At 65.7% G+C, this 19,133-nt stretch carries 19 protein-coding genes; 3 read left to right on the top strand and 16 right to left on the bottom strand.

The features are described 5' to 3' along the window. Position 1 precedes the first annotated feature (1 nt). The 9 genes from EAH75_RS13140 to EAH75_RS13100 all read right to left on the bottom strand — a co-directional run bounded on the left by EAH75_RS13140 (position 2) and on the right by EAH75_RS13100 (position 11,241). Complete coding sequence (locus tag EAH75_RS13140) at positions 2 to 1,261, bottom strand: ABC transporter permease (protein ID WP_140805758.1); 1,260 nt, start codon at positions 1,259 to 1,261, stop codon at positions 2 to 4. A 10-nt stretch (positions 1,262 to 1,271) separates the two neighbouring features. Further along, positions 1,272 to 2,597 carry an ABC transporter permease gene (locus tag EAH75_RS13135; RefSeq protein WP_140652128.1) on the bottom strand — a complete coding sequence of 442 codons (1,326 nt, stop codon included), beginning with the start codon at positions 2,595 to 2,597 and terminating at the stop codon, positions 1,272 to 1,274. Between the two features lie 142 nt (positions 2,598 to 2,739). Beyond that, positions 2,740 to 3,972, bottom strand: coding sequence for an ABC transporter permease (locus EAH75_RS13130; RefSeq protein WP_140805756.1), 1,233 nt, complete (start codon positions 3,970 to 3,972; stop codon positions 2,740 to 2,742). A gap of 18 nt (positions 3,973 to 3,990) precedes the next feature. Next, positions 3,991 to 5,304: an ABC transporter permease gene (locus EAH75_RS13125; protein WP_140805754.1), complete on the bottom strand. Its 1,314-nt coding sequence runs from the start codon at positions 5,302 to 5,304 to the stop codon at positions 3,991 to 3,993. A gap of 51 nt (positions 5,305 to 5,355) precedes the next feature. After that, the gene (locus EAH75_RS13120; protein ID WP_140805752.1) at positions 5,356 to 6,588 is read right to left on the bottom strand and encodes an ABC transporter permease; all 1,233 of its coding nucleotides are present in this window, start codon (positions 6,586 to 6,588) and stop codon (positions 5,356 to 5,358) included. Between the two features lie 10 nt (positions 6,589 to 6,598). After that, positions 6,599 to 7,906, bottom strand: a complete 1,308-nt coding sequence (locus EAH75_RS13115; RefSeq protein ID WP_140805750.1) for an ABC transporter permease — start codon at positions 7,904 to 7,906, stop codon at positions 6,599 to 6,601. An 81-nt stretch (positions 7,907 to 7,987) separates the two neighbouring features. Next, positions 7,988 to 8,707: an ABC transporter ATP-binding protein gene (locus tag EAH75_RS13110; RefSeq protein ID WP_140652117.1), complete on the bottom strand. Its 720-nt coding sequence runs from the start codon at positions 8,705 to 8,707 to the stop codon at positions 7,988 to 7,990. A gap of 70 nt (positions 8,708 to 8,777) precedes the next feature. Then, positions 8,778 to 10,049 (bottom strand): efflux RND transporter periplasmic adaptor subunit, encoded by a 1,272-nt coding sequence (locus EAH75_RS13105; RefSeq protein WP_140652469.1) that lies wholly within the window; start codon positions 10,047 to 10,049, stop codon positions 8,778 to 8,780. 217 nt (positions 10,050 to 10,266) lie between these two features. Further along, complete coding sequence (locus EAH75_RS13100; protein WP_140805748.1) at positions 10,267 to 11,241, bottom strand: potassium channel beta subunit family protein; 975 nt, start codon at positions 11,239 to 11,241, stop codon at positions 10,267 to 10,269. A gap of 136 nt (positions 11,242 to 11,377) precedes the next feature. On the opposite strand from EAH75_RS13100, the gene ahr reads away from it, so the two are divergent. Further along, positions 11,378 to 12,394 (top strand): NADPH-dependent aldehyde reductase Ahr, encoded by a 1,017-nt coding sequence (ahr, locus tag EAH75_RS13095; RefSeq protein ID WP_140805746.1) that lies wholly within the window; start codon positions 11,378 to 11,380, stop codon positions 12,392 to 12,394. Here the strand turns inward: ahr and EAH75_RS13090 are convergent, their stop codons facing one another. Further along, complete coding sequence (locus EAH75_RS13090) at positions 12,395 to 12,868, bottom strand: TetR/AcrR family transcriptional regulator (protein WP_161596303.1); 474 nt, start codon at positions 12,866 to 12,868, stop codon at positions 12,395 to 12,397. A gap of 21 nt (positions 12,869 to 12,889) precedes the next feature. On the opposite strand from EAH75_RS13090, the gene EAH75_RS13085 reads away from it, so the two are divergent. Further along, positions 12,890 to 13,489, top strand: coding sequence for a class I SAM-dependent methyltransferase (locus tag EAH75_RS13085; protein WP_161596205.1), 600 nt, complete (start codon positions 12,890 to 12,892; stop codon positions 13,487 to 13,489). Positions 13,490 to 13,665: 176 nt separating this feature from the next. On the opposite strand, the gene EAH75_RS13080 is transcribed toward EAH75_RS13085, so the two are convergent. Further along, a complete protein-coding gene (locus tag EAH75_RS13080; protein ID WP_140652107.1) occupies positions 13,666 to 14,562 on the bottom strand; it encodes a LysR family transcriptional regulator in 897 nt (298 codons plus the stop codon). 91 nt (positions 14,563 to 14,653) lie between these two features. Between EAH75_RS13080 and EAH75_RS13075 the strand changes: the two genes are divergently transcribed. Beyond that, positions 14,654 to 15,631, top strand: a complete 978-nt coding sequence (locus EAH75_RS13075) for an NAD-dependent epimerase/dehydratase family protein (protein ID WP_140652105.1) — start codon at positions 14,654 to 14,656, stop codon at positions 15,629 to 15,631. A gap of 39 nt (positions 15,632 to 15,670) precedes the next feature. On the opposite strand, the gene EAH75_RS13070 is transcribed toward EAH75_RS13075, so the two are convergent. The 5 genes from EAH75_RS13070 to ldcA are packed head-to-tail and all read right to left on the bottom strand — an operon-like array spanning position 15,671 to position 19,112. Further along, positions 15,671 to 16,195, bottom strand: coding sequence for a phosphatidylglycerophosphatase A family protein (locus tag EAH75_RS13070; protein ID WP_140652103.1), 525 nt, complete (start codon positions 16,193 to 16,195; stop codon positions 15,671 to 15,673). Beyond that, a complete protein-coding gene (gene thiL / locus EAH75_RS13065) occupies positions 16,192 to 17,160 on the bottom strand; it encodes a thiamine-phosphate kinase (protein WP_140652101.1) in 969 nt (322 codons plus the stop codon). Before thiL ends, EAH75_RS13070 begins: the two co-directional genes overlap by 4 nt. A gap of 42 nt (positions 17,161 to 17,202) precedes the next feature. Continuing rightward, on the bottom strand, positions 17,203 to 17,655 hold the full coding sequence (gene nusB / locus EAH75_RS13060) for a transcription antitermination factor NusB (protein ID WP_140652099.1): 453 nt from the start codon (positions 17,653 to 17,655) through the stop codon (positions 17,203 to 17,205). Continuing rightward, the gene (gene ribH / locus EAH75_RS13055) at positions 17,652 to 18,116 is read right to left on the bottom strand and encodes a 6,7-dimethyl-8-ribityllumazine synthase (protein WP_140652097.1); all 465 of its coding nucleotides are present in this window, start codon (positions 18,114 to 18,116) and stop codon (positions 17,652 to 17,654) included. The genes nusB and ribH overlap by 4 nt, the downstream gene beginning before the upstream one ends. 45 nt (positions 18,117 to 18,161) lie before the next feature. Further along, on the bottom strand, positions 18,162 to 19,112 hold the full coding sequence (gene ldcA / locus EAH75_RS13050; protein WP_140652095.1) for a muramoyltetrapeptide carboxypeptidase: 951 nt from the start codon (positions 19,110 to 19,112) through the stop codon (positions 18,162 to 18,164). Positions 19,113 to 19,133 lie beyond the last annotated feature (21 nt).

Raw genomic sequence — 19,133 nt, 5'->3', positions numbered from 1 at the left:
ATCACGCCGCGCGCGTCGCCACCACCGGCGGCACGTTGGAGGCGCGCCGCGCCGGCACGAACACCGCACCCTGCCCCAGCGCCAGCACCACGACGATGCCGATCAGTACATAGGCCGCCGGCAGGCGGTCCATCTCGAAACTCTTCATGAGCAGCAGGTTGAGACCGACCGCCAGCATCAATCCGATCACCGCGCCGACGCTGGCGATCACCAGGTTCTCGATCTGGAAGTAATGCAGGATGTCGATCTTGCGTGCGCCCAGCGCACGCCGCACGCCGATCTGCCGATGCCGCTGGCCGACCCAGAAGCTGGTGAGGCCGACGATGCCGGCGGCGGTGACCGCCAGCAGGATCAGACACACCACGCCCATCAGGATCGCCATGCCGACGTCGGCGCGATAAGCCTCGGCACGGATGTCGGCGAACGACTTGACGCTGTCGTCGTCGAGCACGCGCAGCGGGTTCGTCGCATACAGCGCGGGCGTCACCGCACGCATCGCCGCGTCCAGCCGGCCCGGTTTGGCACGGATGGCGTAACGCGCGAAATTGGCATCCAGCCGGGTCGGCGCCAGCGTCGCGTTCCACACGAACGCGTTGGTCCAGCTGCCGGTGCCCGGCACCTGCATCCGCTCCACCAGGCCGATGATCGTGGTGGGCGTCGTCGCACCATTGAGAAAGATCACCTTGCCCAGCGCATCTCCCTTCGGAAACAGCTTGTCGCCGAGCGCCTTGGTCAGGATCACCTGCGTCGGCTCGCCCTGGTCGCGAAAACCCTGGTGCCCAACGTCGGCCGCGGTGAAGTTGCGGCCGGCTACCAGGCGCAGGCCAAGGGTGGAGAGTGCCTGCTCGTCACTGAAGTAATAGGTCGTGCGCGTGCCACGAAAGCTGCCCTGGCCCTTATCTCCCGGCTTGAGGTCGACCGCACCGTTCCATGACGAATTGAGCAACGGCAGCGAATTGATCGGTGCCACCGAAGCCACGTCCGGCAGCCCGCGCAACGCGGCAAGATCGGCCTGCTGCATGCTGTCGAGCTTTTCCACGCTGCCTGGATCGTCGCCGCTGGGTGCACCCACCCATTGCTGGCTGACCAGGAACAGATTGTTTTCGTCCAGGCCGGTCGGGCGATGCACCCGCTCGATGCGCTGGCCGATGATGAACACCGCGTTGCAGACGATCGCCAGGGTCAGCGCGATCTGCAGTGCGATCAGCACCACGCCCGCCTTGTGCCGGCGCAATGCCGCGATCATGGGATGCAGAGTCATGACGTAATCCTCAATTGCTCTTGAGCTGCCACGCGGGTTGCACGCGTGAGGCACGGAAAGTGGGATAGAGCCCCGCCAGCGTGGTCGCGATGACGGCGACCAGCAGGGTGAGCGCGAGCAGCGAGAAATCCAGCCGCGCCAGCGACGCGATGTCCTTGGGCAGCACCCAGCTCACGCTGGCCACGCCGACGCCGGTCAGCAGCAGGCCCAGCACGCCACCGGCCAGTCCGATCATGCCGGCCTCGGTGAGGAACTGCGCATAGATCGCCAGCCGCGGCGCACCCAGGGCGCGGCGCACGCCGATCTCGCTGCTGCGACGCAGGAATTTTGCCAGCAGCAGCCCGGCAGTGTTGACCAGGCAGACGATCAGCAAGCCAAGCGCCACCAACAGCGATACCTTGGTGTCGCTGGGCACCACCTGCTCGTGGTCGAGGAAGGCCGGCACGTCGCGCAGCCGGTTGTTCGGCGCCCAGCCGAAGCGGCCCGCTTTCTGCTGATCCTTCGCGTAGCCGTCCAGCCAGGAGCGATAGGCGCTGACCGCGGCGGCGTCATCGAGCTGGACCATATAGGCGAGCCAGATGCAGCTGGAGCGCTGCAGGCCGACGAAGCCCGATTCGGCAGGCGTCTCGCTACAATTGGTATTGCCGTCGTTGGAGATGCTCATTGCGATGGCACGCTCGAAGGGAATGAACACGTCTTCCACACCGGTGGAGAAGCCGCCGGTGTTGACCACGTCGTAGAAGCGCGGCTGCGGGTTCCAGTTGCCCAGCACGCCGACCACCCGATAGTCCTTGCCTTCGATGCTGACCGTGCGACCCACGCTGTTGGCGCCGCCGAACAACTTGTCGTTGAGTTTGCCGCTGATCACGGCGACGGCGGCGCGCTGGGTATCGTCGTCCGCGCTCCAGCCATTGCCGTAGAGAAACGGCACGTCGAGCATCGGGAAAAATTCGCTGTAGACCGCGTGCCCGCTGACATTGATCGGATGCTTGCTGGCATCGGCCGGCACCACCGACGGCGAGATCTGGTACATCGCCGACTGCAGCTTGCCGCGATGCGCGCGCATCAACGCCATCGCGTCGGTGTAATCCAGCGCATCCGGCGGCTCATTGTCACTGTTGTTCGGGCCACGACCTTTCGGCCCCCACATGTCGATCTGCGGCACGAACAGCTGCGACGATTTCCACGGGATCGGGTCACCCGACACGGCGCGAAACACCGACCAGGTGGTCATCGACGCGGCCACGCCGAAGCCGATCGCCAGCACCATCAGCGCGGTAAGGCCAGGGCTGCGCCTGAGGCTGCGCAATGCCAATTCGAGGTAGTAGCTGAACATGTTCCGGTACTCCGTTATTTGAGCCCCTCTCCCACCGGGAGAGGGGTTGGGGTGAGGGTTCGGTGTGAGCGGACATCCACTCCATCGGAACCCACATCCACCCCGCGGGGCACCTTCTCCCAAAGGGGAGAAGGAAAGAGCATCACACCGAGCGCGTCGCCTCCACCGGCGACACGTGCGAGGCACGCAACGCCGGCGCCAGCACCGCGCCCTGGCCAAGCAACAGCAACGCGATCACGCCGACCACGACATAGCCCAGCGACAACCGCGCCATTTCGAACTGGGTCACCATCCACAGGTTGATGCCGATCGCCAGCACCGCACCCACCAGCACGCCGCCGATGCCGATCAGCAGGTTCTCGGTGAGGAAGTAGTTGAGGATGTCGCCACGCGTGGCGCCGAGTGCGCGGCGCACGCCGATCTGCTTGCGCCGCTGACCGACCCAGAAACTGGTCAGACCGACGATGCCGGCGGCGGTAATCGCCAGCAGCACCACGCTGATGATGCCCATCAGGATCGCCATGCCAACGTCACGTTCGTAGGCGTGCTGGCGCACCTGGGCGAAAGTCATCACGCCGTCCTTGCGGTCGATGATGCGCATACGGCTTTGCGCATACAGGGCCTTCGGCGCATCGCGCAGCGCGGCGGCAAGCTGGCTGGGCCGCGCGCGCACCAGGTAGTACGTGTAATCGTTCAACAGTCGCGCCGGTACCAGCACGGCGTTGTACGCGTAGGGACCGGCCCAGCTGCCGACCATGTGCGCCTGCAAGGTATCGGTGACGCCGATGACGGTGGATGGCTTGTTTCCCATCGACACATAAATGGTCTTGCCCAGCGCCGAACCATCGGGATACAGCCGCTGCGCCAGGTCCTTGCTGATGATCACCTGCGCGGAATGCATCGCGTCACGTGGTTGCTGGGCACCGATCTCGCTCGCGGTGAAATTGCGCCCGGCGATCAGGTGCGTGCCCAGTGTCGCCAAGGTGTGGTCATCGGAGAAATAGATCGCCGAGTCGGTCGTCATCTTGACCTGGTCGGGCTGCAGCTTGATGAAGTTGTCCCAGCCGGTACCGTGCAGCGGAAAGCTGTTGGCCGGCGCGGCATCCTGCACGCTGCCGAGCTGGCGCAGGGCGATCAGGTCGGCCTGCATCTGCACGTCGATGCGCTGCGGATCGGATTTGTCGGCCCAGTCGCTGCGGATCACGAACAGATTGGTTTCCTCCACGCCACTTGGGCGTGCCATCCGCGCCATGCGCTGGTGGATGATGAACAGCGCATTGCAGACGATCGCCAGGGTCAGCGCGATCTGCAACGCAATCAGCACGGTGCCGGCCTTGTGGTGGCGCATCGCGGCGAGGATGGGTTTGATCTGCATGATGGTCCGGCCCTCCTCTCAGTTGGATTTCAGCTGCCACGCCGGCTGCACTTTCGCGGCGCGCCAGGTGGGGTAGAAAGCAGCCAGCACGGTGGCCACGACCGCCACCAGCAGGGTCATCGCGACCAGCGAGAAATCGAGATGCGCAAGCCGGGCGATCTCCGGTTCGAACAGCAGCCCGACACCGAACATGCCCAGCGCCGTCAGCAGCAGACCGAGCACGCCGCCGACCAGGCCCACCGTGGCCGCCTCGATCAGGAACTGGCGATATATCTCGCGGCGCGGCGCACCGAGTGCACGACGCACCCCGATCTCCGCCGCGCGACGCATGAACTTGGCCAGCAACAGGCCGATGGTGTTGACCAGGCAGATCACGAAGAAACCCAGCGCGACCATCAGCGAGATGCGGCTTTCCGGCGGCACCACATGCATGTGGTCGAGCCAGTTGTTGACGTCGCGCAGGCGTACGTTCGGTGCCCAGTGAAAGCGGCCGGCACGTTGCTGCTCGGCGGCATAGCGGGTGAGGAATTCGCGATAGCTTGTCGCCGCGGCCTGATCGGCGAGCTCCACCCATACCGGCACCCACACGCATTCGCCGTGCAGCCAGGCATCACGGCCGGTGCCGAAATCCACGTTGCTGCCGCAGTTGTTGCGTCCGGAGGTATCCATCGCCACGTCGACCGCACGGGTGAATGGCAGGTACAACTGCACCGGATCGCCGAACTGGTTGCCGCTGAACACGTCGTAGTAGCGCGGTTGCGGATCCCAGTGCGCCGTCACGCCGACGACGCGGTACGTATGCCGATCCATGGTGATCTCGCGGCCCACGCTGTCGGCGCCGTTGAAAAGCTGCTGGTTGAGTTCGTGGCTGATCACGGCCACCGCGGCGCGCCCCTCGTCGTCGCTCGCGTGCCAGGGGCCACCGTACTCGAACGGCACCTCGAACATGCCGAAGAAATCCGCGTTGGTGGCGTACCCGTCGGCGATGAACGGAATGCTCTGGTTGCCCTCCGGCAGCACCGACGGCGCCACATCGAAGAGCAGCGTCTGATGCGCGGCCTTGCGTGCCGCGACCAGCGCGGTGGCGTCGGTATAGGTGAGCGCTTCCGGCGGCTCGCCCTCGTCGTTGTATTGCGGGCCGCGGTTGTCGACCAGCACCGTGTACAGCTGCGAGGACTTGCCAGGAATCGGATCACCCGACACCGCGCGGAACACCGACCAGGTGATCATCGATGCCGCCACGCCGAAACCGATCGCCAGGACCATCAGCAAGGTCAAGCCGGGGCTGCGCCTGAGGCTGCGCATCGCCAATTCCAGGTAGTAGCTGAACATGTTCCGGCACTCCGTTTGTTCGAGCCCCCTGCCGCCAGCAGGGGAAAGCATTCACACCGACCGCGTTGCCTCTACCGGCGATACCCGCGATGCCCGCAACGCCGGCGCCAGCACCGCGCCCTGGCCCAGCAGCAGCAATGCCACCACCCCGGCAGCCACATACGTCATCGACAGCCTTGCCATTTCGAACTGGGTCACCATCCACAAGTTGATGCCGATCGCCAGCAGCGCGCCGATCACCACGCCGGCGATACCGATCAACAGGTTCTCGGTGAGGAAGTAGCCGAGGATGTCGTGCCGCGTGGCGCCGAGCGCGCGGCGCACGCCGATCTGGCGGCGCCGCTGGCCGACCCAGAAACTGGTCAGGCCCACGATGCCCGCGGCGGTGATCGCCAGCAGCATCGCGCACACCACACCCATCAGCAGCGCGATGCCGCGGTCACTTTTGTAAGCCTGCGCGCGCACCGTCTCGAAGGTGCGCACGCCACGATCCCGGCTGAAGGTGCGCAAGCGGTTGTTCTTGATCAGCAGCCTGGGCGCCGTCGCGGTGATGGCGGCGAGCTGGCCCGGCTTGCTGCGGATCAGATAGCTGCCGAAGTTGCCGGTGAGCTGGGTGGGTACCAGCACGACGCAATCGCTGAAACTGTCGCTCCAGGTGCCCGACCATGGCACCTGCAGATGCTCGACGATGCCAATCACCGTGCTCGGCCTGGCCGTGTCGGTGATGTAGACCGTTTTGCCCAGCGCGGATCCGTTCGGGTACAGCTTGTCCGACAGCGCCTTGGTAATGATGATCTGCGGTGATGCCGCGTAGGCCTTCTGTTCGACCCAGACGATCTCGTCGCTGCGGAAATTGCGGCCGGCGATCAGCTTGGCCCCCATGGTCGACAGCGCATGATCGTCGACGGCATAGATGGCGGCGGACGAGACCGGCTTCTTGGCATCGGGATCATGGCGAACCCCCATCGACCAGCCACCGCCGCGCAGCGGAAAGGAGTTGGTGGAAATCGCGTCCTCGACACCGGCCAGCTGTCGCAGGGCCTGCAGGTCGGACTTGATCAGCGGCCCCGTGGCATTGTCGTCCACACCAACCCAGCGGTTCTGAATGGCCAGCAGATTGCTTTCCACCATGCCGGTGGGCCGGGACAGCCGCCCGATCCGCTGCTGGATGATGAACAGCGCGTTGCAGACGATCGCCAGGGTCAGCGCGATCTGCAGCGCAATCAGGACGGTGCCGGCCTTGTGCCTCTTGAGCGCGACCACGATGGGCTTGATGTGCAGCATGGCGGTCGTCTCAGTTGGACTTCAGTTGCCAGGCGGGCTGCACTTGCGCCGCCCGCCAGGTGGGGTAGAACGCCGCCAGCACGGTCGACAGCACCGCCACCAGCAACGTCAGCGCAATCAGCGACAGGTCCAGCGTGGCCAGGCGCGCGATCTGCGGATCGAACACCAGGCCAACGCACAGCACGCCCACGCCGGTCAGCAGCAGCCCCAGCGCGCCACCGGCCAAGCCGACGGTTGCCGCCTCGATCAGGAACTGCGCATAAACCGTCTTGCGCGACGCTCCCAGCGCCCGGCGCACACCGATTTCCGGCGCCCGGCGCATGAACTTGGCCAGCAGCAGGCCGACTGTGTTGACCAGGCAGATCAGCAGGAAGCCGAGCGCGACCAGCAGTGAAATCTTCGCCTCCGGCGGCACCACCTTCAGATGGTCCATCCATTGCTCGACATTGCTCAGGCGCACATTGGGCGCCCAGCGAAAGCGACCGGCCCGTTGCTGCTCGGCGGCGTAGCCATGCAGGTACTGGCGATAGGCCACGGCCTGCGCACGATCCGGCAGCTCGGCCCAGTACTGGATCCAGATGCACTCCGAATGCAGCCAGGCGTCCCAGCCCAAACCGGGATCCCGGTTGCAGTTGTTGTTGCCGGCGGTGGCCATCTTCAGCTCCACCGCGCGGGTGAAGGGAATGAAGATCTGCACCGGGTCGCTGAAACCGGACGTGTTGACCGCATCGAAGAACAGCGGCTGCGGGTCCCAGCTGTCCATCACGCCGGTGATGCGGTAGTTGCGGCCATCCAGGTTGATCTGGCGACCCACGCTGTTGGCGCCGCGAAAAAGCTTGTCGTTGAGCACGCGGCTGATCACCGCCACAGCGGCGTGCGCATCGTCCTCGGCCGCACCCCAGCCGCTACCGTGGAGAAACGGCACATCGAACATCGCAAACGCGTCGCCGTAGGTGGCGTACGTACTCTCCGGCGATGGCAGCTGGCTCTGGTCATCCGGCACCACCGAGACGCCGACCGGATACAACGCCGTCTGCCTGGGAGCGCGATGGGCAGCCATCAGCGCCATGGCGTCGGTGTAGTTGAGCGAGTCCGGCGGCTCGCCCTTGTCGGAATCCTCCGGCCCCCAGTTGTCGACCTGCACGGCATACAGCTGCGACGACTTTTGCGGGATCGGATTGCTGGAGGTGGCCAGGAACACCGAATACGTCGTCATCGACGCCGCCACGCCGAAACCGATCGCCATCACCATCAGCGCGGTAAGCACGGGGTTGCGCTGGAGGCTGCGCAGACCAAGCTGGAGGTAATAGGCGAACATTGCGGCGGTGACTCTCCGGAGATGGTTGCGGCGCCCTCGGCGGTGCCGAGGGCGTTTTCATGGCGCCTTGTGGCGCCCGGCTCAGGCAGTCGTGCCGGTGTGCTCTGCGTGCACGGTGTGGAAGCGCGGATCCTCCGACAGGTCCACCACCTGGCCGTCGATGATGTGCACGTTGCGCTGCGCGCGCGCGGCCAGCTCCGGGTCATGCGTGACCATCACGATGGTGGCGCCCTCGCGATGGATGTCTTCGAGCAGCTCCAGCACGCTGCGCGCCATCTGCGTATCCAGGTTGCCGGTCGGTTCATCCGCCAGCAGCAGACGCGGCGAGCCGGCCAGCGCGCGGGCGATCGCCACACGTTGCTGCTGACCGCCGGACAGTTCGGCCGGGTAGTGCTTGGCGCGCGAGGCCAGGCCGACGCGCTCGAGCGAATCCATGATCCGCTGCTTGCGCTCGGCGGCCTTCATGCCGCGGTAGCGCAGCGGCACCTCGATGTTGTCGAACACGTTGAGGTCGGGGATCAGGTTGAATGCCTGGAAGATGAAGCCGATCTTCTCGTTGCGGATCTTCGAGCGGGCGTTGTCGTTGAGGTTGCTCACCTCGATGCCGTCGAGGTGATACTCACCGCCGCTGAAGGTTTCCAGCAGACCGGCGATGGTCAGGAAGGTGGTCTTGCCGGAGCCGGACGGGCCGGTGACGGCAACGAATTCGCCCTCTTTCACGTCGATGTTGAAATCGCGCAGCGCATAGGTCTCCACCACTTCGGTGCGGTAGACCTTGGACAGGTGGGTCATCTTCAGCATGGTTGTTCCTCGGTGGTGGTGATGGTCTTTGCTCCTCCCCCTGCAGGCAGGGGGAGGGAGTGAAACTGCGTCAGTTGCTGATCGCGACGGTCGCCGCGCCCTTGAAGCTGTCGGTACCGGAGATCACGATGCGGTCGCCTTCCTTGAGGCCGTCGAGGATCTCCACCTTGTCGATGCTCGAGGTACCGACGCGGATCGGGGTCTTGGTGGCGATGCCGTCGCGCACCAGGTAGGCATAGCTGCCGCCGGATTCATCGACGAACGAGCCGCGCTGCACGGTCAGCACGTTGTCGCGCTTGTCCAGCAGCACGCGCACCGACAGGCGCTGGTTCTGCCGCAGCTGCTTCGGTGTCTCGCCGTCGAAGCGCAACCGCGCCGCCACCTGGCCGTTGACCACTTCCGGCGAGATCGCGCTGACCAGGCCTTTCCAGACATGCCCGTTGCCGCTGATCTCGCCAGTCATGCCGATGCCGAGCGAGCGCGCAAAGCTTTCCGGCACCTGCATTTCCACTTGCAGGGCCGACAGGTCGATCACGCTGAGCAACTGAGCGTCCTTGGCCACGGTGGCGCGTTCGGCGATGAACAGCTGGCCGACCTGGCCATCGACCGGCGACTTCACGTTGAGGTCGTCCACCTGGCGCTGCAGATCCTTGACCAGCAGCAGCTGGCGCTCATGCGCGAGCTTCTTGGACTGGATGTCGAAGTTGAGGCTGGCGTTGTCCATGCCCAGATCCGCCTGCGCATGCTGCAGGGTGATCTTCGCCTTCTGCAGGGTGTCCTTGGAACGGTCCACGTCCATGTTCGGCACCGCGCCCTTGGCGAACGCTTTCTCGTTGCGGTCCAGGTCGCGCTCGGCGGCCTGCAGGTCGATCCTGGCGTTGTCGAACGCCTTCTGCAGTTCGCCGCGCTTCTTGCGCGCGTCGATCTGCGCGCGCTGGTAATCCACTTCCATCGCGTCGGCGTTGCTTTGTTCCTGCGCCAGCTTGTTGGTCAGCTCGGGGCTAACGATGGTGGCCAGTACCTGGTCGATTTTCACCGTGTCGCCGGCATGCACCTTAAGCGTCACCGCGCCACCGGAAGTGGCATACAAGGTGGGGCTGACCGCGGCAACGACCTTGCCTTCGGCCGCGATGTCGTTGACGAATAGGCCGCGCTCGACGGTGGCGAACGCCAGCCGCGAACTGCTCACCGAGGCCGACGCTGAAAACAGCCGTCCGATCCCCGGCGCCAGCCAGGCCAGCAGGCCGAGCACGATCACGCCGGCACCGAGCATGATCAGCTGGCGCTTGCGATTGGGTTTGACTTCGACCAGGCGGTCTTGTGCGGAAGTGTCGCGAATCATCATGCCGTTCCTGACCGCGTACAGCGCGGTTGCACGAGGATCTCTGCAATCCGCGTGCCACAAGAAAACTTCCAGATGATTCCATGCTTTTCAGCAACTTGAGGCGCGCCCTGCCCGACGCGCCACTGTCCGCGGACAGCCCACGGACATCCGGACGCGCAAGCTCAACCGCTCGCCGCCGGCCGCCGGTCGCAGCGGCAGCGTGCGCGCCGATCCCTCAGGACGCTTCCACGACCTGCCGGATGCGTTGAACGATCCCGGCATCGAGTCGCGGCACAAGATCCAGTGCGTCCAGGTTCTGCTCCAGCTGCTCGCGCCGGCTGGCACCGAGCATCACCGTGGAGACGTGTGGATTGAGCAGGCACCAGGCGATCGCCAGCTGCGCCAGGCTGGTGCCCAGCTCCGCGGCGATCGGCTGCAGCGCGCGTACCTTGCCCAGGCGTTCGTCGCCGTGGCCCAGCACGCTCTCGCGCAGCCACTCGTAGCCGGGCTGGGCCAGCCGCGAGTCGGCCGGCACGCCGCCGTTGTACTTGCCGCTGAGCAGACCGGACGCCAGCGGCGACCAGATCGTGGTGCCCATGCCGTAGGCCTCATACAGCGACGCATATTCCACCTCCATCCGCTCGCGATGCAGCAAGTTGTACTGCGGCTGCTCCATCACGGGTGCGTACAGGTGGTTCTCGCGGGCGACGCGATGCGCTTCATGGATCGACTCGGCCGGCCATTCGCTGGTGCCCCAGTACAGCACCTTGCCCTGTCGGATCAGCGTATCCATCGCCGCCACGGTTTCCTCGATCGGCGTATCCGGATCGGGGCGATGGCAGAAATACAGGTCCAGATAGTCGACACGCAACCGCTGCAGTGCCTGCTGGCAGGCCTCCATCACATGCTTGCGCGACAACCCGCGCTGGGTCGGCAGCGGCTTGTCATACGCACCGAAGAACACCTTGCTGGAAACGCAGTAGCTGTCGCGCGCGAAGCGCAGGTCGGCCAGTACGTCACCCATCACCTGCTCGGCCACGCCGTTGTTGTAGGTCTCGGCGTTGTCGAAAAAGTTGACGCCGCGATCGTGCGCCAGCGCCAGCAGCTCGCGCGCCTGCGTACGGGCCACTTGTTTGCCAAAGGTGACCCAGGCGCCGAACGACAGCGCAGACAGTTGTAGGCCGGATTTGCCAAGACGGCGGTATTGCATGGGGATGCTCCTGTGCTGGGGAAGACCACCAGCATGCCAACAGTCATGTTGCCGCGTCCAATGCCGGAACCATGCGCGGCTGCCGTCGTCGATGCATCGGCGTAATCTGGCATCCCCCCCAACCACGGAGTTCAACATGTCCACGATTACAGGCTGGGCCGCCACTGCCGCCGGGAAACCGCTCGAGCTGACCACGTTCGACGTGGGCGAACTGGGCGTCGAGGAAGTCGAGGTGGCGGTCGACTACTGCGGCGTCTGCCATTCCGACTTGTCGATGATCAACAACGAATGGGGCGGCTCGGCTTACCCGTTCATCCCCGGCCACGAGGTAGTCGGCCGGGTCACCGCCCTGGGTGCACAGGCGAAGGGCCTGACGATCGGACAGCGCGTCGGCATCGGCTGGACCGCCGAAAGCTGCATGCACTGCCGCCCGTGCCTGTCCGGCGACCAGAACCTGTGCGCACAATCGGTGGCGACCATCGGCGGCCGCCACGGCGGCTTCGCCGACAAGCTGCGCGCACACTGGGCATGGACGATTCCGCTGCCCGAAGGCATCGACCTGGCCAGCGCCGGCCCACTGCTGTGCGGCGGCATCACCGTGCTGAAACCGTTTCTTGCCTACGACATCAAACCCACCGCGCGCATCGGCGTAGTCGGTATCGGCGGGCTCGGTCACATGGCAGTGAAGTTTGCTGCCGCATGGGGTTGCGAAGTCACCGCGTTCACTTCCACCGCGGCCAAGGCCGACGAGGCGCGCAGCTTCGGCGCGCATCAGGTGGTCGCCAGCCGCGACGCGGCGGCGATCAAGGCCATCGCCGGCTCGCTCGACCTGCTGCTGATCACCGTCAACGTATCGATGGACTGGAGCGCGCTGCTCAATACGCTGGCGCCGAAGGGTCGCATGCACGTGGTCGGCGTGGTGCTGGAACCGATCCCGGTACCGGCATTCAGCCTGATCGGCAAGCAGCGGGAAGTCTCCGGCTCGCCCACCGGCTCCCCGGTCGACATCGCCCGCATGCTGGACTTCGCCGCACGCCACGACATCCGCCCGCAAGTCGAAATGTTCCCGATGGCGAAGGTCAACGAGGCGCTGAAGCACCTCGCGGACGGCAAGGCGCGCTACCGCATCGTGCTGGAAGCTCAAAGCCACTGATCAAGCACAGCGGTTCTTGCGCAGGACGGGCTCCACCAGTGCTCGGTATGCGTCATCGGCTTCGCACGCACTCGGGGCCGGCCGGCGGTGCAGCCACCAGTCGATGACCCCGAGGAACGTGGTGACAAGGTGTTTCGCCACCAGTTCGGGCGGCATGGCCCGATCGAGCGACGATCGCCGGATATCGGCTTCGACCCGTTCGAGCAGTAGCCTTTCAAGACGCCGATGAACTTGCCGATGGCCAGACCGCGGGGCATCGGCGGGTGCCTGCTGGCGGCGTGCCTCGATATGCTGCAGAACAGGCAGGCTGAAATAAAGCAGCTGGTCGACCGGATCGGACAATTCGGACAACTGATCGCGTGCAGCGGCAAGCACGTACCGGATGCTGCTGAGCAGAAGTTCCTCCTTGCCGTCGAAATGTGCATAGAAGGTCGATCGCGCCACGTTCGCACGCGCAAGGATCTCCTTCACCACGATGGCGTCATAACTCTTCTCGTGGATCAACCGCGCTACTACGACTTCGTCGCGCGACTGCTGACGCTCGGACATGGGGGCGCATTGCACGAGCGGTTCATCGAGCTGGCGAGGTTGGCTCCCGACGAGACGATCCTCGATGTGGGCTGCGGAACGGGCTCTCTTGCGCTCGCCGCGAAGGCCCGCGTGGACGCGGGCGGCACGGTACACGGTATCGATGCATCGAAGGAAATGATCGAGCAAGCCTCGCGCAAGGCGCAAAGGCGCCGCGTACCGGTGGACTTCCGGATCGCCACGGTGGAAGCGCTACCGTTTCAGGAACGCAGCTTCGACGTCGTGTTCAGCACCTTGATGCTCCATCATCTGCCGCGGCCACTTCGGCGCGCATGTGCAAGCGAGATAGCACGAGTGCTCAAGCCCGGCGGACGCGTTCTCATAACCGACTTCCATCCGCCGGCACGCCGGCGCATGGGGTGGGTGGCGCATCTTCATCGCCATGGCTCCGTCAAGGTGGAAGAAGTGCACGAGCTTCTGGTCAGCACCGGTTTCCGCATGCTGGAGAGCGGTGACGTCGGCGTAGGCGACCTGCATTTCACCCTGGCGACATGGGAAAGCAATTGATGAGGCACCACCTGCAGAAACTCCCCACCTGGCTGCTTGCCATCGGGATCGCCCTGGCCATTGCCGTACACGTCGCGCAGTCCCTTCGCCTGGGCACATGCTAACGATGGGCGACGCGCTAGGCGTGGCTGCGCTGGTTATCGTCGCCTAACACCTCGACCCGTTCCCGATACCCGTCAAGCCTGACCACCCACGTAAGCACCAAGCGCCTGCACCAAATAGTCGTAAAGCAATCGCACTCGTCGACTCGCACGCAGGTCCTCATGCATCACCAACCAGGTGTCGAGTTCGAGCGCAAACGCGTCCGGCAGCAAGTGCACCAGCTCACGATCGCGCCTAGCAATTGGGCACTGGCAGACGCCGATGCCGAAGCCGGCGCGGATCGCTGCCAGCTGGGCGAGGTCGTTGTCGGTGCGCAGGGCGAAGTCCTCGCGCGAGAACGGCAACCGGCTGCGCAAGGCACGCAGTGCGGGCGTTTCGCGATCGAAGCCGATCAGGGCATGCTGCTGCAGATCCGCCACCGTCAGGGGGCGGCCGTACGTCTTGAGGTAGGAGCGATGCGCGTGCAGGCCTAGCGGAATGCCGCCGATGCGGCGCGCGACCAGGGCAGTCTGTGCGGGGCGCAGCATGCGCACGGCGATGTCCGCATCCTTGCGCAGCAGATCCTCGGACTGGTTGGACAGCGACAGCTCGATGACGATGCCGGGATGCTGCCGCCGGAACGCCGCCAGCATCGGCGGCAACACTTCGGCACCCACCACTTCGCTGCAGGTCAGGCGCACCACGCCGCGGATTTCATGATTGCTGGCGGATGCCACGCGCCGCAGCGCTGCCGAAGCCGCGGCCATCGCCTGCGCGTGCGGCACCAGTTCGTGCGCGTTTTCGGTTGGCGCAAGACCCTGCGGCGAACGAGCGAACAACGCCACGCCCAGCTCCGTTTCCAGCTGCCGCATATGCCGCCCAAGGCTGGGCTGGGTCATGCCCAGCGCGCGTGCGGCGGCGGACAGGCTGCCCTCGCGCATGACCGCGAGAAAAGAGCGATACAGGTCCCATCCGGGTTCGTTCGTCGTCATGCATTTATGTATAGCAGAAGTTCGATCATGGCGAATTTTCATCGAGCCACGCCAAGGTCATGCTGGACCCACCTTAGAAAGGAGAACGTCCATGAACAAGCCACGTATTGCTTTGATCCTGGGAGCCACCGGCGGCGCCGGCGGCGAGATCGCCGCCGCCCTGCTGCGCCGCGGCTGGGAAGTGCGCGCATTGGTGCGCAATGCCGCGCAGCCACGGCTATCGACGGACATCGAATGGCGCACGGGTGACGCCATGAACGCCGCCGACGTGACACAGGCAGCGCGCGGTGTCGACGTGATCGTTCACGCGGTCAATCCGCCGGGCTATCGCGACTGGCACAAGCTGGTGCTGCCGATGCTGGACAACACCATCGCGGCTGCGCGCACCGCCGGTGCGCGGATCGTGCTGCCCGGCACCGTCTACAACTACGGCCCCGACGCGCTGCCGCTGCTGCGCGAGGATTCGCCGCAGCATCCGCTGACCCGCAAGGGCGCGATCCGGGTGGAGCTGGAACGTCGTCTGCAACAGGCGTCGGCCGACGGCGTGCGCTCGCTGATCCTGCGTTGCGGCGACTTCTTCGGCCCGCACGCCGGCAACAACTGGTTCGCAGCCATGGTAAAGCCGGGCCAGCCGGCGCACTCGATGAGTTATCCGGGCGAGCGCGAGCTGCGCCACGCCTGGGCCTACCTGCCCGACGTCGGCGAAACCGTGGCGCGTCTGCTGGAACGCGAGAACGAACTGGCCGTGTTCGAACGCTTCCACTTCGCTGGCCACTGGATCGATGGCAACGCCATGACCGATGCTGTCCGCCGCGCCGTGGACAATCCGACGCTTCCGGCTCGTGCCTTCCCCTGGTGGCTGGCGACACTCGCCTCCCCGTTCGTGACGCTATTTCGCGAACTGCGCGAGATGCGCTATCTGTGGCGGCAGCCGCTGCAGCTGGACAATGGCAGGCTGGTTGCGTTCCTCGGTAGCGAGCCGCATACCGGACTGGATCGGGCGGTCGAAACGACTCTGCGCGGGCTGCGCTGCATCAGCGCCGCCGCGGGAAGCCCGGCATCGACGTGAACCCACTCGTCCAGGCGGGAGCACATCCTGTGCGCGATGCTACGACAGAAAATGCAGTCCGCATGCCAGCACCACGGCGGCGAAGATACCGGCAACCACGTCGTCGATCATCACACCCATGCCGCCTTTCACGCGCCGGTCGAGCCAGCTGATCGGCCACGGCTTCCACACGTCGAACAGGCGGAACAGTGCGAAGCCGGCGGCCAGCATCCACCACCGGAAACCGCTGGCCGGCAGCAATGCGGGAACCAGCAAGGGGAGCAGCGCGGTCCACTGGCCGATGAATTCGTCCCACACCAGGCTGCGGTGATCGTCCACGCCGAGCGCGCGACCGGCCACGTCGCATGCCCACACGCCGATGCCGAAACCGATCAGCAACACGGCCACGTACAGCGGCCCTGACAATTCGCGCAGCAGCAGCCATGGCAGCAGCGCCGCCAGCGAACCGAACGTGCCTTGTGCAACAGGAGCCAGGCCCGAACCGAAGCCGCAGGCGAGCCAGCCGGCCGGCGTGGCCAGCAAGACGCGGCGCTGATCGCCACTGAGGCTTTTCTTCGCGTTCATGCGAAATGCTCCCAACCCGCCCGATCCGTGGTCAGCCACTCGCCATCGGTGCCGCGCACGCGCACACCGGCGCCTTCCACGATGCGCCCGATCCGGGTCACGCCGCAGCCCAGTCGCGACAGATCGGCCTGCACATCGGCCAGTCGCTGCGCGGGCACGGTGAAGCACAATTCGTAATCGTCGCCGCCGCTGAGCGCGAACTGCAGCGCGCCGGCTTCGTCGTACAGCGCCATCAGCGCCGACGAACGCGGCAACAAGGCGGCGTCGATCTCCGCGCCCACGCCGCTGGCCACACAGACATGGCCGAGATCGGCAAGCAGGCCATCGGAGATATCGATGCAGGCACTCGCCTGCCCACGCAAGGCGGTACCCGCCGCCAGCCGCGGTGTCGGACGGTTGAGCCGCTCGATCAGGAACTCGCGCAGGCTGGCGCGAGGGTCGTCATCGCGCAGCGGCGGCTGCAGCGCGTGCAGGCCGGCGGCGGCATCGCCGAGCGTGCCAGTAACCAGCACCGCGTCGCCGACGCGCGCGCCGCTGCGCACAAGCGCCTTGCCCGGCGGCACGAAACCATGCACGGCCACGCTGATGCTCAGCGGTCCCCGCGTGGTGTCACCGCCGACCAGTGCCAGCCGATGTGGCTGCGCCAGCTTCGCAAAACCTTCGGCAAGGCCTTCGACGAAAGCGGCGTCGGCATCAGGCAAGGTCAGTGCCAGCAGCGCCCACGCCGGGCTTGCACCCATCGCCGCCAGGTCGGACAGGTTTACCGCCAGCGCTTTCCAGCCGATGTCGGCGGCAGCGGTGCCGCGTGGAAAATGCACACCCTCGACCAGCGTGTCGATCGCGACGGCGAGCTCCTGTCCGGCCGGCACCGCCAGCACGGCGGCGTCATCGCCGATGCCGATGCGCACGTCGTCACGCGGTTGCGCGGTGAGTTCGCGGATGCGCTCAATCAGTCGGAATTCCATGACGCTCCGGGCTGGCAATGAATCCGCAAACGGAACCGCAGCTCAGCGGCCGTGCTGTTTCTCGATCGCGCGCAGGGTGTCGGCCAGCTTGTCCAGCACGCCGTTGACGTAACTGTGGCCATGATCGGCGCCGAAGCGCTTGGTGACTTCGATCGCCTCGTTGATCACCACCCGGTACGGCACATCGGGGCGGAATTTCAGTTCGTAGGCAGCGAGGCGCAGCGCGGCGCGCTCGATCGGATCGATCTGTGCCACTTCGCGGTCGATGTGCGGACGCAGGGCTTCGTCGAGTGCATCGACGTTGGTCTCCACGCCGTGCAGCAGATCCTCGAAATATTCGAGGTCGGCCACTTCCATGTCCTGCTCGTGGCGGAACTGATCGATCACCGCGTTCATGTGGCTGCCGCTCATCTGCCACGCGTACAGCGCCTGCAATGCGCGGCGGCGGGCACGCGAACGTGCCTGCATGTCGAAACCCTGCGGATGCTGGCTCATGCCAGCTTCCCGTACAGGTTGACCATTTCCAGCGCGGCGATGGCGGCATCCGCGCCCTTGTTGCCGGCCTTGGTGCCGGAGCGCTCGATCGCCTGCTCGATGCTGTCGGTGGTGAGCACGCCGAATGCCACCGGCACGCCGGAATCCAGCGCGGCTTTCGCCAGGCCCTTGGCGCACTCGCCGGCGACGAAATCGAAATGCGGCGTGGAACCGCGAATCACCGCGCCCAGCGCGATCACCGCCGCGTACTTGCCGGAGTTCGCCAGTTTGTGCGCGGCCAGCGCGATCTCCCACGCGCCCGGCACGCGGATCAGATCGATCGCGTCGTCCTTCACGCCGTGGCGCACCAGCACATCCCGCGCACCAGCCACCAGCGGCTCGACAACGAAGCCGTTGAAACGGCCGGCGACTATGGCAAAACGGCCTTTCGGCGTGGCGAAATCGCCTTCGATGATCTTCATTGCGTTCTTCCTCGGCGGACACTCGGCCCATGCTGACCGTCCATTTTACGGGTTTTCGGCAGTGCTGACCGGCACGGCACGATCCAGGTGCGGATAACCGGTGAAATCCAGCCGCGCCTGACCATCCGCCACGCGCAACCGTGCCGGTGCAGCGAACGGCAAGGTGAGCTGCTTGGCGGCGTGTCCGTGCGGCATGCCATCGACCACCGGAATGTTCGCCACGGCGCGGACCTGCGCGAACGCCGCGGCCAGATCGTAGCCGTTGTCACGCGCACCGGGCCGGCAATGACTGAAATCGCCCAGCACCAGCGCGCGCTGGCGGGCGAGCACGCCGGACAGATGCAGCTGATACAGCAGACGCTCGATGCGGAACGGCGGTTCGCCGACATCCTCGACGAACAGGATGCCGCCCTCGATCTGCGGGAAATACGGCGTGCCGAGCAGGCTGCACAGCACAGCGAGATTGCCGCCCCACAGCGGGCCCTGCACATCCACCTCGGCCGTTGTCGTGGCCGACCACGTTGCCGTCGACGCCGACGACGTCAGCGTGCCCCAGAAATGATGCCAGGTGTAGGCCGTGCACGATTCCGCCCCCAGATCCGCCAGCAACGGCCCGCTGAACGTGCGCAGGCCGCTCTTTGCGTAGAGCGCCAGCTGCAGGGCCGTGAAATCGCTATGCCCGACCAGCAGGACGGGCTCATCGGCCAGACGTTCGCGCAAGGCGTCGTAGTGCAGATGCTGCAGCAGGCGCGAGGCCCCGTAACCACCACGGGTTACCAGCGCCACATCCGGCAGCGTGCCGATGGCGGCCAGCGCATTGATGTCGGCTGCGCGCTCAAGATCGCTGCCAGCGAAACGCAGCTCGGTTCGTTCGAGCACCTCCAGGCCCTCCACCACGCATCCCGCTTCACGCAACCGCTCCACCCCGCGCGTCATGGCGGCGCGGTCGTGCGGATAGCCGGAAGGGGCGATCAGGCGGATACGGGTTTCAGGCATGGGCTTGGTCGACAGGAAGTC

It is taken from the genome of Rhodanobacter glycinis (assembly GCF_006438785.1).
Lineage (GTDB): Bacteria > Pseudomonadota > Gammaproteobacteria > Xanthomonadales > Rhodanobacteraceae > Rhodanobacter > Rhodanobacter glycinis_A.
This window is presented reverse-complemented; position numbering and strand designations above follow the sequence as displayed.

What these genes read in the sequence shown, in the direction of transcription:
- EAH75_RS13140 (WP_140805758.1), bottom strand. Translation starts at nt 1,261, where the DNA reads ATGACTCTGCATCCCATGATCGCGGCATTGCGCCGGCACAAGGCGGGC.
- EAH75_RS13135 (WP_140652128.1), bottom strand. Translation starts at nt 2,597, where the DNA reads ATGTTCAGCTACTACCTCGAATTGGCATTGCGCAGCCTCAGGCGCAGC.
- EAH75_RS13130 (WP_140805756.1), bottom strand. Translation starts at nt 3,972, where the DNA reads ATGCAGATCAAACCCATCCTCGCCGCGATGCGCCACCACAAGGCCGGC.
- EAH75_RS13125 (WP_140805754.1), bottom strand. Translation starts at nt 5,304, where the DNA reads ATGTTCAGCTACTACCTGGAATTGGCGATGCGCAGCCTCAGGCGCAGC.
- EAH75_RS13120 (WP_140805752.1), bottom strand. Translation starts at nt 6,588, where the DNA reads ATGCTGCACATCAAGCCCATCGTGGTCGCGCTCAAGAGGCACAAGGCC.
- EAH75_RS13115 (WP_140805750.1), bottom strand. Translation starts at nt 7,906, where the DNA reads ATGTTCGCCTATTACCTCCAGCTTGGTCTGCGCAGCCTCCAGCGCAAC.
- EAH75_RS13110 (WP_140652117.1), bottom strand. Translation starts at nt 8,707, where the DNA reads ATGCTGAAGATGACCCACCTGTCCAAGGTCTACCGCACCGAAGTGGTG.
- EAH75_RS13105 (WP_140652469.1), bottom strand. Translation starts at nt 10,049, where the DNA reads ATGATTCGCGACACTTCCGCACAAGACCGCCTGGTCGAAGTCAAACCC.
- EAH75_RS13100 (WP_140805748.1), bottom strand. Translation starts at nt 11,241, where the DNA reads ATGCAATACCGCCGTCTTGGCAAATCCGGCCTACAACTGTCTGCGCTG.
- ahr (WP_140805746.1), top strand. Translation starts at nt 11,378, where the DNA reads ATGTCCACGATTACAGGCTGGGCCGCCACTGCCGCCGGGAAACCGCTC.
- EAH75_RS13080 (WP_140652107.1), bottom strand. Translation starts at nt 14,562, where the DNA reads ATGACGACGAACGAACCCGGATGGGACCTGTATCGCTCTTTTCTCGCG.
- EAH75_RS13075 (WP_140652105.1), top strand. Translation starts at nt 14,654, where the DNA reads ATGAACAAGCCACGTATTGCTTTGATCCTGGGAGCCACCGGCGGCGCC.
- EAH75_RS13070 (WP_140652103.1), bottom strand. Translation starts at nt 16,195, where the DNA reads ATGAACGCGAAGAAAAGCCTCAGTGGCGATCAGCGCCGCGTCTTGCTG.
- thiL (WP_140652101.1), bottom strand. Translation starts at nt 17,160, where the DNA reads ATGGAATTCCGACTGATTGAGCGCATCCGCGAACTCACCGCGCAACCG.
- nusB (WP_140652099.1), bottom strand. Translation starts at nt 17,655, where the DNA reads ATGAGCCAGCATCCGCAGGGTTTCGACATGCAGGCACGTTCGCGTGCC.
- ribH (WP_140652097.1), bottom strand. Translation starts at nt 18,116, where the DNA reads ATGAAGATCATCGAAGGCGATTTCGCCACGCCGAAAGGCCGTTTTGCC.
- ldcA (WP_140652095.1), bottom strand. Translation starts at nt 19,112, where the DNA reads ATGCCTGAAACCCGTATCCGCCTGATCGCCCCTTCCGGCTATCCGCAC.